At 60.2% G+C, this 15,753-nt stretch carries 11 protein-coding genes; 8 read left to right on the top strand and 3 right to left on the bottom strand.

The window, feature by feature from the left end; translation table 11 throughout:
- Positions 1 to 69: 69 nt before the first annotated feature.
- A complete protein-coding gene (locus IFT59_RS09830) occupies positions 70 to 1,371 on the top strand; it encodes an O-acetylhomoserine aminocarboxypropyltransferase (protein WP_192086721.1) in 1,302 nt (433 codons plus the stop codon).
- Between the two features lie 7 nt (positions 1,372 to 1,378).
- Positions 1,379 to 1,723, top strand: a complete 345-nt coding sequence (locus IFT59_RS09825; protein WP_174195971.1) for a cupin domain-containing protein — start codon at positions 1,379 to 1,381, stop codon at positions 1,721 to 1,723.
- Positions 1,724 to 1,750: 27 nt separating this feature from the next.
- Here IFT59_RS09825 and IFT59_RS09820 read toward each other — a convergent pair whose 3' ends face one another.
- The 3 genes from IFT59_RS09820 to IFT59_RS09810 all read right to left on the bottom strand — a co-directional run bounded on the left by IFT59_RS09820 (position 1,751) and on the right by IFT59_RS09810 (position 6,148).
- Entirely contained in the window at positions 1,751 to 3,001 is a 1,251-nt protein-coding gene (locus tag IFT59_RS09820; RefSeq protein WP_192087136.1) for a cytochrome P450, read from the bottom strand.
- A 40-nt stretch (positions 3,002 to 3,041) separates the two neighbouring features.
- Positions 3,042 to 4,796 carry a gamma-glutamyltransferase gene (gene ggt, locus IFT59_RS09815; protein ID WP_192086720.1) on the bottom strand — a complete coding sequence of 585 codons (1,755 nt, stop codon included), beginning with the start codon at positions 4,794 to 4,796 and terminating at the stop codon, positions 3,042 to 3,044.
- A 92-nt stretch (positions 4,797 to 4,888) separates the two neighbouring features.
- The gene (locus IFT59_RS09810) at positions 4,889 to 6,148 is read right to left on the bottom strand and encodes a diguanylate cyclase (RefSeq protein WP_192086719.1); all 1,260 of its coding nucleotides are present in this window, start codon (positions 6,146 to 6,148) and stop codon (positions 4,889 to 4,891) included.
- Between the two features lie 346 nt (positions 6,149 to 6,494).
- On the opposite strand from IFT59_RS09810, the gene clpP reads away from it, so the two are divergent.
- The 6 genes from clpP (at position 6,495) to IFT59_RS09780 (ending at position 15,750) form a co-directional block, all read left to right on the top strand.
- Positions 6,495 to 7,127, top strand: coding sequence for an ATP-dependent Clp endopeptidase proteolytic subunit ClpP (gene clpP / locus IFT59_RS09805; protein ID WP_062453248.1), 633 nt, complete (start codon positions 6,495 to 6,497; stop codon positions 7,125 to 7,127).
- A gap of 298 nt (positions 7,128 to 7,425) precedes the next feature.
- Entirely contained in the window at positions 7,426 to 8,703 is a 1,278-nt protein-coding gene (clpX, locus tag IFT59_RS09800) for an ATP-dependent Clp protease ATP-binding subunit ClpX (RefSeq protein ID WP_062453247.1), read from the top strand.
- A gap of 441 nt (positions 8,704 to 9,144) precedes the next feature.
- Positions 9,145 to 11,565: an endopeptidase La gene (gene lon, locus IFT59_RS09795; RefSeq protein ID WP_192086718.1), complete on the top strand. Its 2,421-nt coding sequence runs from the start codon at positions 9,145 to 9,147 to the stop codon at positions 11,563 to 11,565.
- Between the two features lie 186 nt (positions 11,566 to 11,751).
- The gene (gene hupB / locus IFT59_RS09790) at positions 11,752 to 12,027 is read left to right on the top strand and encodes a DNA-binding protein HupB (protein WP_062453245.1); all 276 of its coding nucleotides are present in this window, start codon (positions 11,752 to 11,754) and stop codon (positions 12,025 to 12,027) included.
- Positions 12,028 to 12,218: 191 nt separating this feature from the next.
- Positions 12,219 to 14,408 carry an esterase-like activity of phytase family protein gene (locus IFT59_RS09785; protein WP_192086717.1) on the top strand — a complete coding sequence of 730 codons (2,190 nt, stop codon included), beginning with the start codon at positions 12,219 to 12,221 and terminating at the stop codon, positions 14,406 to 14,408.
- Positions 14,409 to 14,514: 106 nt separating this feature from the next.
- Positions 14,515 to 15,750: a metallophosphoesterase family protein gene (locus IFT59_RS09780; RefSeq protein WP_192086716.1), complete on the top strand. Its 1,236-nt coding sequence runs from the start codon at positions 14,515 to 14,517 to the stop codon at positions 15,748 to 15,750.
- The last annotated feature ends 3 nt before the right edge of the window (positions 15,751 to 15,753 follow it).

The raw sequence follows: 15,753 nt of genomic DNA, 5'->3' as shown, positions 1-15,753 counted from the left end.
AACGATATTTCTTGATCGCCGTCGGCCCGCAGGCCCTGCTGTGATGAAACGACCCTAGAGGAGACCGGCATGGCCAACCCGAATTCACGCAGTTCCGGCAATCCCGGATTTTCAACGCTCGCTGTTCATGCCGGCGCCGAGCCCGATCCGACGACCGGCGCCCGGGCGGTGCCGATCTATCAGACGACGTCCTTCGTCTTCAAGGATACCGAACATGCAGCCGCATTGTTCGGGCTGAAGGAATTCGGAAACATCTATACCCGCATCATGAACCCGACGCAGGCCGCGCTGGAGGAAAAGGTGGCGGCGCTCGAAGGCGGCACGGCAGCCCTTGCCGTCGCGTCCGGCCATGCAGCGCAGTTGTTGGTCTTCCACACGGTCATGCAGCCCGGTGACAACTTTGTCGCGGCGCGCAAACTTTATGGCGGTTCGATCAATCAGTTCGGCAACGCGTTTCAGAATTTCGGCTGGCAGGTGCGCTGGGCCGATAGCGCCGTTCCGGAAAGTTTTGAAAACGAGATCGACGATCGCACCAAGGCGATTTTCGTCGAAAGCCTGGCAAACCCCGGCGGCACCTTCGTCGATATCGCGGCGATTTCGGAGGTGGCCCAGCGTTTCGGAATCCCGCTGATCGTCGACAACACGATGGCGAGCCCCTATCTCGTCCGGCCTCTCGAACACGGCGCCGATATCGTCGTGCACTCGCTCACCAAATTTCTCGGCGGCCACGGCAATTCCATGGGCGGCATCATCGTCGACGGCGGCACGTTCGACTGGTCGCGCTCCGGCAACTACCCGGTCCTGTCCGAGCCGCGGCCGGAATATTCGGGCATGGTTCTGCATGAAACCTTCGGCAACATCGCCTTTGCGATCGCTGCGCGCGTGCTCGGCCTTCGCGACCTCGGGCCGGCCATCTCGCCCTTCAACGCCTTCCAGATCCAGACGGGGATCGAGACGCTCTCGCTGCGGATGCAGCGGCATTGCGATAATGCGCTTGCGGTTGCCGAGTGGCTGAGCCGCCATCCGAAGGTTGGATGGGTGAACTACGCCGGACTGCCCGACGACCCGAACAATGCTCTGCAGCAGCGCTATTCGCCGAACGGTGCCGGCGCTGTCTTCACCTTTGGCCTGAAGAACGGCTATGAGGCCGGCAAGATCTTCGTGGAGAGCCTCAAGCTCTTCTCCCATCTTGCCAATATCGGCGACACCCGCTCGCTGGTCATCCACCCGGCATCGACCACCCATAGGCAACTCACCGAGGACCAGCAGATCGCCGCCGGTGCCGGACCTGACGTGGTTCGCCTGTCTGTTGGCATCGAGGATGTGGCAGACCTGCTCTCCGACCTCGACCAAGCATTAGCAAGGACTTGAGACACTCATGAAGAACTGGCTGACATTCGATCTGACCGCAATTGAACCGGAGGAGGGCGCACCCGCTCCCGACCGCGTCATCTTCGGCGATCCGAAATTCCTCACCTGGAATTTCGAGGAGGCCGACGGCGGCATCTATGCAGGCGTCTGGGAAGCGACGCCGGGTAAGTGGAAGATCGTCTATGACGAGTGGGAATATTTCCACATCCAGTTCGGCTACTCGATCATCACCGAAGAAGGCGCAGAACCGCTGCATCTGAAGGCCGGCGACAGCATGGTTCTGCGGCCAGGTCTGGTTGCCACCTGGGAAGTGGTGGAGACGACCCGCAAGGATTACGTCATCAGGCTGTAAGCCTGACGGCGGGTCCTCCGGCTGCTCCTACCCCCAGGTGAGATCGAGCCGCTCCAGCCCGTGGAAATGGTAGACATCCTTCACCGTCGGCACCCCGGCCAGTTTGAGGCCGGGCAGGCGGCGAAACAGGATGGGCAGAACGGTATTCAGTTCCAGCCGCGCCAGTGGTGCGCCGATGCAGAAGTGGATGCCGGCGCCGAAGGACAGGTTCTGGCCTTCCTGACGATCCGGCTTGAACGTCAGCGGATCTGAAAATTTCTTGCTGTCGAGATTGGCGGCGGCGAGGATCAGGCTCACCTTGTCGCCACGCTTCAGGGAAACGCCGTCGATTTCCGCGTCCTCGAGCGCCCAGCGCTGGAAGATATGGACGGGCGCGCACAGCCGCAGCGTCTCTTCCACCGTCCGCTCCGTCGCGGCCTCGTCGCGGAAGAGCTCGGCCGGCGAGAGACCGCTTTCGAGGATCACGCGAACCGAATTGCCGATCTGGTGCACGGTCGCCTCGTGGCCAGCGTTGAGCAAAACGATCGTGGTCGAGACGAGTTCGTCATCGGTCAGATACTGGCCCTTGTGCTCCGTATGGATCATGTGGGTGAGCAGGTCTTCGCGCGGTTCACGCCGGCGCTCAGAGATCAGCGTTTTGACATAGGCTGCGAATTCCCCGGCGGCGCGGTCCGCCGCATGTTCGTCTTCCCGCGAGCGCTTGAACATGTACATGCCGACATAGGCATGGCTCCATTTCAGCAGTTGCGGACCCATCTCGTCCGGAATGCCGATCATCCGGGCGATCATCGTCACGGGAATGATGTCGGCAAAGGCCGAGAGCAGCTCCACCCGGCCTTCGCCGTCGAACGCGTCGATCAGACGCTCCGCAAGCTCGGTAATCTCCGGCCGCAGCTTCTCGATATGGCGGGAGACGAACGCGCGGTTTACCAGTGTCCGCAGCCGCGTATGTTCCGGCGGTTCGATCTCCAGCAGCGAGTATCGTTCGGCCAGGTCGAAATTCGCAAGATGCGCTTCCGGCTCGGGGAGGCCCAGCTCCTCGCGGCTGGCGACATGCAGGATCTGCCGGCCGAATCGGCGGTCGCGCAGGAGAAGGTTCACATGGTCGTAGCCGGTGAAGAACCACTGCCGCTGCTCCTCCCAGAAGAACGTCGGACAGTGCTGATGCAAAAGCCCGTAAACACGGTTCGGATCGCTGTAGAAGGCCGGGTTGCGGCCATCCAGCGAGACGCGGCGGGTTTCTGGATCGATGCGGAGGAAATCGGGGATCGCGGTCATGCGGAATGGGTAACCCAATCCGCGGTCCCACGAAAGCCCGTCATTCGCCTGTCGCGATCCCCTCGCGCCGCGGGTCGGCACTTCCCGCAAGTCCCCGGTCGGTGATCTCGATCGCCTGCAGGCCAGACGTCATTTCTCCGGCCTTCACCTCGTATCCTAGTGACTTCAGAGGCTCCATCAGCGTTTCAGCCCGCGTTCCGGCTTCGATATCGTAAGTCCCGAACCGGTTGATCAGATGCGGTTGGGCGACGATCTGCTCCACGGGCATGCCCCAGTCGATATAGGCGACCAGCGCCTGCGCCACGTATCCGATGATCTGGCTGCCGCCCGGCGACCCGATGGCCATCAGCGGCTTGCCGTCCTTCATCACGATCGTCGGCGCCATCGAGGAGCGAGGGCGTTTGCCCGGCTCGACGCGGTTGGCGACCGGCAGGCTTCCATCATGCGTCTTGAAGGAAAAGTCGGTCAGTTCGTTGTTCAGCAGAAAGCCGTTGACCATCAGCCGCGAACCGAACCCGTTCTCGATCGTCGTCGTCATGCTGGCGACGTTGCCATCCTTGTCGGCGATGGAGATATGGCTGGTCGAGGGCAGTTCGATCGCCTCGCCGCGGCCGAACAGGAGCGCGTGATCCCAGGTCGGCTCACCCGACTTCACGGCATCCTTGGCAAGGGCCTTGTCCGTGTCGAGCAGTCTTGCCCGTTCGCCGAGATACTCTTTTTTGAGGAGACCCTTGATCGGTGCCGGCACGAAATCGGGATCGGCGAGATATCTTTCGCGGTCAGCAAACGCCAGACGCTGCGCATCGCCGATCAGCCTCCAGCTTTCGACATTGTCCGGCCCGAGCCCCTTCAGATCGAAGTTTTCGAGCATGCCCAGCATCTGGCCGACTGCAACGCCACCGGAGGAGGGTGGCCCCATGCCGCATATATCGAGAGCGCGATAGGCAAGGCAGACCGGTTCCCGCTCCTTGATCCTGTAATTGGCGAAATCGGACAGCGAGAGAACGCCGGGATTGCCCTTTGCCTCGCGCACGGCCTTGACGATCGCCTGCGCAATCGGGCCGGAATAGAAGGCATCGGCGCCGCCGGCCGCGATCGTCCGCAGCGTTTCGGCATAGGCCGGGTTCTTGAGGAGAGTGCCGGTCTTCAGCGGTGCGCCGCCATCGTCGAAGAAATAGCGGATCGTAACGTCATCGGTCTTCAGCTTGTCACCTTCGGCCGCAAGCAGCGTGCCGAGCCGGGGCGAGACCTCAAAGCCGTCAGTGGCGAGGCGCTCGGCGGCAGTAAACAATCCCGCCCAGTTCGCCTTACCGTATTTGCGGTGGACGGTTTCCAGAAGCCGCACCGTGCCCGGCGTGCCGACCGACCGGCCGCCGACCACGGCTGCCATGAACTTCAACGGCTGGCCCTGATCGTCGAGAAAGAGCTTCGGCGTGGCTTCCATCGGCGCCGTCTCGCGGCCGTCGAACGTCGTCAGTTTCTGCGAGGCTGCGTCGTAATAGACGAGGAAAGCGCCACCGCCGAGGCCCGAACTTTGCGGCTCCACGAGCCCGAGCACGGTCTGCACGGCAACCAGTGCATCGGCGGCACTGCCGCCTTTCTCGATGACGGCGCGACCCGCTTCCGCGGCGAGCGGATTGGCGGCGGCGACCATGTAGCGCTTCGTCTCCACCCGCTTGGCCGACGTGACTGCCGATGCCTTTTCCGGCGCGGTCGTGTCCGATGCCTGCTGCGCCGAGGCAACCGAGATCGTCAGGAAACCGGCGAGAACAGTTCCGGAAATTTGCTTCAGCATGGCATGTCTCTCCGCATTTTTGAATTTGCTCGGAGAGAGTGTGGAGCATTGTCGCGCCATTGCAAGACTTTAGGCGGTCGTGGGCAACGGCACTATTGGCTGAGGACGACGATGCGTTTCAGCGACGCCACCTGTTGGGACACGCTGATGTCTTCGAAAGGATCTGCGGCAAATGGGGTTGGGGACGCAAAATCCGTCGACGGTACGATCATGATTTCCTGATCCGTATGAACGGCGGTGCGGTCGCGGCCGCTGGTCTTCGACACGTAAAGAGCCTTGTCGGCAGCCGTTAGCAACACGTCAATATCGGCGTCCTTCGTGGAGCACAGAGAGATGCCGGCGCTGACCGTCACGGCTATCCTGTGTTCGCCGACACTGATTGGATGCCGTCTGAGCGTCGAGCGGATGGCCTCTGCGATACTGGCTGCTTCGACCATATCGGAAACGCGGATGATGGACGCGAATTCCTCGCCGCCCATGCGTCCGAACGAGCCGCGGCCGCGCTGAGCCGCCGCACCAATCCGTGCAAAGGCGGAGAGCACGTCATCGCCGGCCTGATGACCGTAGACGTCGTTGATCTGCTTGAACCCGTCGAGATCGAACTGGATGAAAGCAATCATGCTGCCATCCAACGCATCAACGCCCTTCGACCGGTGAAACTCTTCCAGCAGACCGCGGCGGTTGAGCACGCCGGTCAGCGGGTCGGTCCGCGCCAGCTCCTTCAGGGTCAGCTCCGACCGCTCGGTCAGGAGTCGCGCCCCGCAGACGATGCTGCCGACAAAGACGAAAGCCGTCGGGAGATAGAGCCACGGCGAATGCGACGCAGCGACAAGCGCATCCGGTCTACCGATGAACACCATCAGGACAATCAGCGCACAGGAGAAGAACTGTATCCCGATGACGCTGGCAAACACGCGACGGGTGATACTGGGCGGACCGCGATGGTAAAGCAGAATGCCGATGATCATGGCGTGACCGACCATGGCCGCGACATGGTGAAGGATGGCGCGACTGGCGAAGTCGCCGCGGACGGGGTCGAGAAACATCCCGGCAATCCAGATCAGGGCCGGAATGCCAACATAGGGTTCAACGGGCCGGCGGTCGAGCTGCATCAGGCCCGCAGCCCACAGGCCGATACCCGCAAGAACCATGGTATTGGCGATCTCTATCGAAACGAAGTCCGGGATGTCGCCGCGCATTGCGACCAGAGCTGCGCCAATCCCGTGCACAGCGAAGCCGCTGCCCCAGCTGAGATAAAGTGGTTCGCGCTCATAGTACCAGCGTGAAAAGAGCAGGACGGCGAGCGTCACCGCTTCAGCGGCCCAGATCAACAGACCCGTCAAGATATCCACGTCCAGCTCCGTCATTCATTCCCGGCCGGCTCAGTATGCGGCCAAGTCTTTAAGGCTGCGTTGCTGTTTTGCGTCGGTTATTTTGATTAGAATGCTGTCATTTATTCATATCTGCTTTACCCTGCTCGATCAAAAATGCTTGGATGGCCGTCGATACTTCTCTTTTGCCTCTGGTATATGAGAGTTGTTGCATTATCGGTCAGCCTCGCGCATCCCAAGCCGATTAAGGATATCGGGCTCTCCGTCTTGAAGTACCCGGCGGTGACACTCTATGTAGGAGATAACCCATTCCAATGATTCCGGAGCGCATCGCCGCCTTCGGCGATGCATTTGACAAAGGACGGACATGAGAAATCCAGTTGATACCGCAATGGCCTTGGTGCCGATGGTCGTTGAGCAGACCAATCGCGGTGAACGCTCCTACGATATCTACTCGCGCCTCCTGAAGGAGCGCATCATCTTCGTCACCGGTCCGGTGGAAGATTACATGGCGTCGCTCGTTTGCGCCCAGCTGCTTTTCCTCGAGGCTGAAAATCCGAAGAAGGAAATCGCGCTCTACATCAATTCGCCAGGTGGTGTCGTCACCGCCGGCATGTCGATCTACGACACGATGCAGTTCATCAAGCCGGCCGTATCGACGCTCTGCATCGGTCAGGCCGCGTCAATGGGCTCGCTGCTGCTGTGCGCCGGCGAGAAGGGCATGCGTTTTGCAATGCCGAACTCGCGTATCATGGTTCACCAGCCCTCCGGCGGCTTTACCGGTCAGGCCTCGGACATCGAACGTCACGCTCGCGACATTCTGAAGATGAAGCGCCGTTTGAACGACGTTTACGTGAAGCACACCGGCCGTACGCTTGAGGAAGTTGAAAAAACCCTCGATCGTGACCACTTCATGACCGCCGACGAAGCTCAGGACTGGGGCGTCGTCGACAAGATCCTGACCACGCGTCAGGAAATGGAAGGCGTTTCGGCGTCTTGAGGCAATAGTGGCATCCGTGCTGCTCACCCGGATTTGAGTGATTTCGGGGGTTTCAAGTGGCACGGAACGCGCTATTAGTACCTATTAAGGCTGTGTTGAGTGTTTATGACATAGCATTGGCGTCTTAGGGGTTTCGTTGCAGCCGGTCATTCTGGACCTGCGAAAGCGAGTTTAAGGCCGGTAGAGTACCCCTTGAGCGAAGACAGGCGCGGCATGGCGTCCGCGCGTGTCGACAGCGACAAAGTTGACCGCGACCGTCTGGACAGGCGGATAGGCGGAGTGCTGGAAGGAAAGTGATATGAGCAAAGTCAGCGGCGGCAACGGCGGCGACTCCAAGAATACCCTGTATTGCTCCTTCTGCGGAAAGAGCCAGCACGAGGTCCGCAAGCTGATTGCCGGCCCGACCGTATTCATCTGCGATGAATGCGTCGAATTGTGCATGGACATCATTCGCGAAGAGAACAAGTCTTCGATGGTGAAGTCCCGTGAAGGCGTTCCCACGCCGCAGGACATCATCAAGGTCCTCGACGAGTACGTCATCGGCCAGAAGCAGGCCAAGCGTATTCTGTCGGTCGCAGTCCACAATCATTACAAGCGTCTCGCGCATGCCTCAAAGGGCGGCGATGTCGAGCTTGCGAAGTCGAACATCATGCTCGTCGGTCCGACGGGTTGCGGCAAGACCTATCTTGCCCAGACGCTTGCGCGCATCATCGACGTGCCCTTCACGATGGCTGACGCGACGACACTCACGGAAGCCGGCTATGTCGGTGAAGACGTGGAAAACATCATTCTGAAGCTGCTTCAGTCTGCGGATTACAATGTCGAGCGCGCCCAGCGCGGCATCGTCTATATCGACGAAGTCGACAAGATCTCCCGCAAGTCGGACAACCCTTCGATCACCCGCGACGTGTCGGGCGAGGGCGTCCAGCAGGCGCTTCTGAAGATCATGGAAGGCACGGTTGCATCGGTTCCGCCGCAGGGTGGTCGCAAGCATCCGCAGCAGGAATTCCTGCAGGTCGACACGACGAACATCCTGTTCATCTGCGGCGGCGCGTTTGCCGGTCTCGACAAGATCATCTCGGCCCGTGGCGAGAAGACCTCGATCGGTTTCGGTGCATCCGTCCAGTCTCCGGACGATCGTCGCGTTGGCGAAGTGCTGCGCGAACTCGAACCGGAAGATCTGGTCAAGTTCGGTCTCATTCCGGAATTCATCGGTCGTCTGCCGGTTCTGGCAACGCTCGAGGATCTCGATGAGGATGCGCTGATCCAGATCCTGTCGGAGCCGAAGAACGCGCTGATCAAGCAGTACCAGCGCCTGTTCGAGATGGAAGACGTCGAACTGACGTTCCACGAGGACGCGCTGCGCGAGATCGCCAAGCGCGCCATCATCCGCAAGACGGGTGCTCGTGGTCTTCGCTCGATCATGGAAAAGATCCTGCTCGACACGATGTTCGAGCTGCCGGCGCTGGAAGGCGTTCGCGAAGTGGTCATTTCCGACGATGTGGTGCGGGGCAATGCACGGCCGCTCTACATCTATGCCGACAGGCAGGAAGAAAAGGCCAACGTTTCGGCCTGATCCTCAGCGGTCATAGCAACATTGAGAAGGGGCCCCATTGGGGCCTCTTTTTCGTTTTAGCCTCGGCTATTGTTTTAGGCCGTATTACACGATTTTTGCACTGCAAAGAGTTGCAAGATAATCCGCTTGATTTAGACAGGGTCAGGGATGAACCTCTCCGTTCCGGCTGCTTCGCATCTTTTGTGCGTGTGCCGTTGATTTCGGACCTCGTCTCGAAAAGGTTTGTCGGCAAGGACGGTGGCGCGTCCGTGCTGAAGAGCTGACATTTTGCGTAAGGCGTTATGCGTGGGCGCTTTGTCTGACGGCTGGTTGCACAAGGTGCAGTGCAGCGACCTTGCAAGGCTTGAAAACGATCTGTGAAAACTCCACTTTTAGCGGGAGTGAAGTGCTTGGGTAATTTCTCAAGCCATCCCGGCAACGGGACGATGGAAAGGAAATGACATGACGAATTCAACGTCTGCGGCATCCGGCGCTGAGACCTATCCGGTCCTGCCTCTGCGCGACATTGTGGTCTTCCCGCACATGATCGTGCCGCTGTTCGTCGGACGGGAAAAGTCCATTCGGGCGCTTGAAGAGGTCATGGGTTCCGACAAGCAGATCATGCTCGTCACCCAGATCAATGCCAGCGACGACGATCCTGAGCCTGAGCAGATCTACAAGGTCGGCACGGTGGCCAATGTGCTGCAGCTCCTGAAGCTCCCGGACGGAACCGTCAAGGTTCTGGTCGAAGGCAAGGCGCGCGCCCAGATCTCCGAATACAGTGACCGCGACGAGTTCTACGAAGCCAAGGCCGAGATTCTGGCCGAGCCCGATGAGGACGCCGTCGAGGTCGAAGCACTGTCGCGCTCCGTGGTTTCCGAATTCGAAAACTACGTGAAGCTCAACAAGAAGATCTCGCCGGAAGTCGTTGGTGCCGCGAGCCAAATCGAGGACTACTCGAAGCTGGCCGACACGGTTGCCTCGCACCTGTCGATCAAGATCACCGAAAAGCAGGAAATGCTCGAAACTGTCTCGATCAAGCTGCGGCTTGAAAAGGCCCTCGGCTTCATGGAAGGCGAAATCTCCGTCCTCCAGGTCGAGAAGCGCATCCGCTCGCGCGTCAAGCGCCAGATGGAAAAGACCCAGCGCGAGTATTACCTCAACGAGCAGATGAAGGCGATCCAGAAGGAACTCGGCGACGGCGACGAAGGCCGTGACGAGATGGCCGAACTGGAAGAGCGCATCGGCAAGACCAAGCTTTCCAAGGAAGCCAAGGAAAAGGCCGACGCCGAGCTGAAGAAGCTGAAGCAGATGAGCCCGATGTCGGCGGAAGCCACCGTCGTGCGCAACTATCTCGACTGGCTGCTTGGTATTCCGTGGTCCAAGAAGTCGAAGATCAAGACCGATCTTAACGCGGCTGAAAAGGTCCTCGAACTGGATCACTTCGGTCTCGACAAGGTCAAGGAACGCATCGTCGAGTATCTCGCCGTGCAGGCCCGCGCCACCAAGCTCAAGGGCCCGATCCTCTGCCTCGTGGGTCCTCCGGGCGTCGGCAAGACGTCTCTTGCCCAGTCGATCGCCAAGGCGACCGGCCGCGAGTACGTGCGCATGGCACTCGGTGGCGTTCGTGACGAAGCCGAAATCCGTGGTCACCGCCGCACCTACATCGGCTCGATGCCCGGCAAGGTCATCCAGTCGATGAAGAAGGCGAAGAAGTCCAACCCGCTCTTCCTGCTCGACGAAATCGACAAGATGGGCTCGGACTTCCGCGGAGATCCGTCGTCGGCCCTGCTCGAAGTGCTCGATCCGGCGCAGAACTCGACCTTCATGGACCACTACCTCGAGGTCGAATACGATCTGTCCGACGTGATGTTCATCACCACGGCGAACACGCTGAACATCCCAGGTCCCCTGATGGACCGCATGGAAGTGATCCGCATCGCCGGGTACACCGAGGATGAGAAGCGCGAGATTGCAAAGCGTCACCTTCTGCCGAAGGCTATCCGGGACCATGCGCTGCAGCCGAAGGAATTCTCGGTGTCGGACGATGCCCTGATGGCGATCAGCCAGCAGTACACGCGTGAAGCCGGCGTTCGCTCCTTCGAGCGCGAGCTGATGAAGCTCGCCCGCAAGGCCGTGACCGAGATCATCAAGGGCAAGACGAAGTCGGTTGCGGTTACCGCTGCCAACATCTCGGATTACCTTGGCGTTCCGCGTTTCCGTCACGGCGAAGCCGAAGGTGAGGATCAGGTCGGCGTCGTCACGGGTCTTGCCTGGACAGAAGTCGGCGGTGAGCTTCTCACCATCGAAGGCGTCATGATGCCGGGCAAGGGTCGCATGACCGTCACCGGCAACCTCAAGGACGTGATGAAGGAATCGATTTCGGCTGCGGCATCCTATGTCCGCTCCCGTGCCGTCGATTTCGGCATCGAGCCGCCGCGCTTCGACAAGTCGGATATCCACGTGCACGTGCCGGAAGGTGCGACGCCGAAGGACGGTCCGTCGGCCGGTGTCGGCATGGCAACCGCGATCGTTTCGATCATGACCGGCATTCCTGTTCGCAAGGATGTCGCCATGACCGGCGAAATCACGTTGCGCGGCCGGGTGCTGCCGATCGGTGGTCTCAAGGAAAAACTCCTTGCGGCTCTGCGCGGCAACATCAAGGTTGTGCTGATCCCGGAAGAGAACGCGAAGGACCTCGCGGACATTCCGGACAACGTGAAAAACGGCATGGAGATCATCCCGGTGTCGCGTATGGGCGAGGTGATCAAGCACGCTTTGGTTCGTCTTCCCGAACCGATCGAGTGGGATGGCACGGTGGAGACACCGGTCATAGCGACAGTTGACGGTGCCGACGACTCGTCGACAACGATCGCTCACTAAGCGGTGCCTTGAAGCCGCCATGAACTGATAAAAAAGCCGGCGAAAGCCGGCTTTTTTTGTGAAAAATGCCCAAGACCCCTTGTTTTTCAGGCTTTTTCGGAGCCTTTGGGTTGCCAAGTGCCGACGCAAAACTATTGTCGGCGCCGACCAAATGAGTCGTTCCAAAACCGTTGAAAGGGTGGAAATATGAACAAGACCGAACTGGTGTCCGCAGTGGCCGAAAAAGCCGGCCTCTCCAAGGCTGATGCCGCCTCTGCAGTCGATGCCGTTTTCGAGACTGTCCAGGCCGAACTGAAGAATGGTGGCGACATCCGCCTCGCTGGCTTCGGCAGCTTCTCCGTTTCGCGTCGCGAAGCATCCAAGGGCCGCAACCCGTCCACGGGCGCTGAAGTCGATATCCCGGCTCGCAACGTTCCGAAGTTCTCGGCCGGCAAGGGTCTCAAGGAAGCTGTTAACAGCTGATCGAAAGCATCTGGCGGCCTGCCGCCGGGATGCAAAGCGTTGAGAAGGCCCGGTGAAAACCGGGCCTTTTTCGTTGAACAGAAAGCGTGTTCGAGCCTTATCCGCAGGTCCGTTCTTTCTGCGTCCAAAAGTGTCATCCGCCTGTCATGACAGTGCAGCACAAGCCGAGTGTAGTTTCACGGAGGCTTCCCATGACATTCTCGACACGCGCCGCTTTGACCGCGCTCCTCCTCGGCTCCGTTGCAGCTCCTGCCGGCGCCGAGCAAGTCTTCAACCGCATTGCATCCTTCCCGGTCGCCCAGAACCTGCCCAAGGGCGAGGACAAGGCGACCTCGTCGGAAATTATCACGGCCACCGCCGACGGCAACACACTCATCTATTCCGATGCGCCTGGCGGCACGATCGGCTTTATCGACATCACCGACGCGAAGGCCCCTAAGGCAGGCGGATCGGTCAAGATCGACGGCGAGCCGAACTCGGTCGCCGCAATCGGTGCGAAGGTTCTCGTCACCATCGATCGGACCAAGGACCTCACCAAGCCCGCAGGCCAGCTCGGGGTGGTCGATATCGCCTCCCGGAAACTCGAGGCCACCTGCGATCTCGGCGGCCAGCCGGACTCGGTTGTCATCTCGCCGGATGGCACGTTTGCGGCCATTGCCATCGAGAACCAGCGCGACGAAAAGCTAAACGACGGCGCTCTGCCACAGCTGCCGGCCGGCGAATTGCAGATTGTCACCCTGAACAACGGCGTGCCCGTCTGCGACAGCATCCGTCACGTCGACCTGACGGGACTGTCTACCGTCGCCCCTGAGGATCCCGAGCCGGAATTCGTCAACATCAACGCCAACGGCGAAATCGTCGTGACGCTGCAGGAAAACAATCACATCGTCATCGTCGACAGCAAGACCGCAAAGGTCACCGCCCATTTCACGGCCGGCACGGTTGATCTCGATGGCGTTGACACCAAGACCGACGGCGCACTGACCTTCTCCAGCAAGCTCACGGCCATTCCCCGCGAACCGGATGCGGTGAAGTGGCTCGGTACCGATCGTTTCGTTGTCGCCAACGAAGGTGACTACAAGGGCGGGTCGCGCGGCTTCACCATTTTCGACCGCACCGGCAAGGTTCTCTATGACGCCGGCACGTCGCTCGAATATGCCGTAGCCCGCGTCGGTCACTTCCCGGAAAAACGTGCCAAGAACAAGGGCATCGAGCCGGAAGGCCTGGAAGCTGCGACCTTCAACGGTCAGAAGTATTTCTTTGTCCTGTCGGAACGCGGTTCGATGATCGCGGTCTACAAGGATACCGGTGCGGAGCCGGAACTGGTGCAGCTTCTGCCATCCGGCATCTCGCCTGAAGGTGCTGTCGCCATTCCCGGCCGCAACCTGCTTGCCTCCGCCAACGAAGCCGATCTCGGCGAAGACGGCGGTGCCCGCTCGCATGTCATGATCTACGAGCTTAGCGAAGGCGAAAAGGCCTATCCGATGCTGGTCTCCAAGGATATCGACGGCAAGCCGCTCGGCTGGGGTGCCATGTCGGGCCTCGTCGGGGATGCGGAAAAGGACGGCATTCTCTATGCAGTCAGCGATAGCGTCTATGCCATGCAGCCCTCGATCTTCACCATCGACGCCACCAAGAAGCCGGCGGAAATCACCAGCGTGGTGCGTGTGACCCGCAACGGTCAGCCGGCCCAGAAGCTCGATATCGAAGGTATCGCGCTCGACGGCAAGGGCGGCTTCTGGCTCGCTTCCGAAGGCGACAGTGCCAAGTTCGTCGGTCACGGCATCTACAACGTCAGCGCCAAGGGTGAGATCAAGTCCGAGATCGCGCTGCCGGCAGAACTTCTGGCAGGTGAAACCCGCTTCGGTCTCGAAGGCATCACCACAACGGGTTCGGGCGACGACCTGACACTCTGGATGGCAATCCAGCGCGAATGGAAGGACGATCCGAAGGGCCAGGTGAAGCTTCTGTCCTACAAGCCGAAGTCCAAGGAATGGGCCGCCGTTCGCTACCCGCTCGAAAAGACCGAAAAAGGCTGGGTCGGCCTGTCGGAAATCACCGCCCGCGGTGACTACCTCTACATCATCGAGCGCGACAACCTGATCGGCGACAACGCAAAGCTCAAGAAGCTCTACCGTGTGGCAATCGCCGATCTGAAGCCCGCAAAGCTTGGCGGAGAGCTGCCGCTCGTCACCAAGCAGGAAGTTCACGACTTCCTCTCCGACCTCAAGAACGCTACCAACGGCTATGTGGTCGACAAGCTCGAAGGTTTCGCCTTCGACAAGTCGGGCAAGGCCTTCGCCATCACCGACAATGACGGCGTCGACGACAGTTCCGGCGAAACGCTGTTCTTCCCGGTTGAGATCAAGGCGACCAACTAAACCGTTCATCAACAGGAAAAGGCCGGGTGTTTCCGCACCCGGCCTTTTTTATTGCCGATGCGTGACTTAAGTCTGTCGTTCCTGATGTGTTCCAGCAGCCGAGTCGATGACCTCATTCCGCTTCATCCATGCCGCCGATCTGCATCTAGGCAGTCCCTTTCAGGGGCTGGCGCTGAAGGATGCCGAGCTTGCCGATATCTTCATCGAGGCAAGCCGCAAGGCGTTCTCGGGCTTGGTGGACGAGGCGGTGGAGCGCAAGGTCGACTTCTTTATCGTTGCGGGCGATGTCTACGACGGCGACTGGAAAGACAACAAGATCGGCCTGTTCTTCAACCGCGAAATTGCCCGGCTGGAACGCGCCGGCATTCCGGTCTTTCTTCTGAAGGGCAATCACGACGCCGAAAGCGTCATCACCAAGACAATTACGCTGCCGAAGAATGTCAGCGAATTCCCGACCGCAAAGCCCGGAACGTTCAAGCTGGATCACCTGAAGGTTGCGCTGCACGGCCAGGGTTTTGCCGAGCGCTCCGCCAACGAAAACCTGGCGCTTGCCTATCCGAAGCCGGAACCGGGCTGGTTCAACATTGGCGTGCTGCACACCTCGCTGACCGGCCGCGAGCCGCACGCAGCCTACGCGCCCTGTTCCGTCGAAGACCTGCGATCGCGTGGCTACGATTACTGGGCGCTCGGCCATGTCCACGATTTCGAAATCGTTGCCGAAGACCCGCTGGTCGTGTTCCCCGGCAACCTTCAGGGGCGGTCGATCCGCGAGCAGGGGGCAAAGGGCGCCGTGCTCGTGACCGTCGAGGACGGACGCATCGCCTATGAGCGTATCGTGACCGACAGCGCAAGGTTTGCTGAACTCGCTGTTCTTGTCGAGCCGGACGAGACGCCGGCGGCAATCCTGCGGCGGCTGGAAGATCTGCTTGGTTCTGTGATCGATGCCATGGAAAGCCGGCCGCTGGCACTGCGCATCCGCATCAGCGGCCGCAGTCGCTTCCGCAACGAGATCTTGGCGAGAGCGGCCGATTTCCGGGACGAGGTGCAAGCCGCGTGCCATCGGGGTCATGAGGATATCTGGCTGGAAAAGCTGGAGGTCAAACTCGAAGCCGAGATTGCCTCAACTGGGAAAGCCACCGATCTGCTCGGGCTCGAAGGCCTGCTGCCGACGGCGGAGTTCTCGCCGCTTCTGGTCAGCGAAGCCGAGGCCCGCATTGCCGAAATTGCCGCGCGTCTGCCGGGCGGTATCGGTGCCGGTGACCTGGCGCTAGGTGATGATGCGGCAACACTGTTGGCGGAAGCACGCGAGCTGCTTCTGTCGCGCGCGGCAAGGGTAGGGTAGTCA

The organism is Rhizobium sp. CFBP 8752, from assembly GCF_014842035.1.
Lineage (GTDB): Bacteria > Pseudomonadota > Alphaproteobacteria > Rhizobiales > Rhizobiaceae > Neorhizobium > Neorhizobium soli.
This window is presented reverse-complemented; position numbering and strand designations above follow the sequence as displayed.

Bases quoted from the DNA above. Each gene is read 5' to 3' on its own strand.
- ggt (WP_192086720.1), bottom strand. From the start codon at position 4,796: ATGCTGAAGCAAATTTCCGGAACTGTTCTCGCCGGTTTCCTGACGATC.
- IFT59_RS09780 (WP_192086716.1), top strand. From the start codon at position 14,515: ATGACCTCATTCCGCTTCATCCATGCCGCCGATCTGCATCTAGGCAGT.
- IFT59_RS09830 (WP_192086721.1), top strand. From the start codon at position 70: ATGGCCAACCCGAATTCACGCAGTTCCGGCAATCCCGGATTTTCAACG.
- IFT59_RS09825 (WP_174195971.1), top strand. From the start codon at position 1,379: ATGAAGAACTGGCTGACATTCGATCTGACCGCAATTGAACCGGAGGAG.
- clpX (WP_062453247.1), top strand. From the start codon at position 7,426: ATGAGCAAAGTCAGCGGCGGCAACGGCGGCGACTCCAAGAATACCCTG.
- lon (WP_192086718.1), top strand. From the start codon at position 9,145: ATGACGAATTCAACGTCTGCGGCATCCGGCGCTGAGACCTATCCGGTC.
- IFT59_RS09785 (WP_192086717.1), top strand. From the start codon at position 12,219: ATGACATTCTCGACACGCGCCGCTTTGACCGCGCTCCTCCTCGGCTCC.
- hupB (WP_062453245.1), top strand. From the start codon at position 11,752: ATGAACAAGACCGAACTGGTGTCCGCAGTGGCCGAAAAAGCCGGCCTC.
- clpP (WP_062453248.1), top strand. From the start codon at position 6,495: ATGAGAAATCCAGTTGATACCGCAATGGCCTTGGTGCCGATGGTCGTT.
- IFT59_RS09820 (WP_192087136.1), bottom strand. From the start codon at position 3,001: ATGACCGCGATCCCCGATTTCCTCCGCATCGATCCAGAAACCCGCCGC.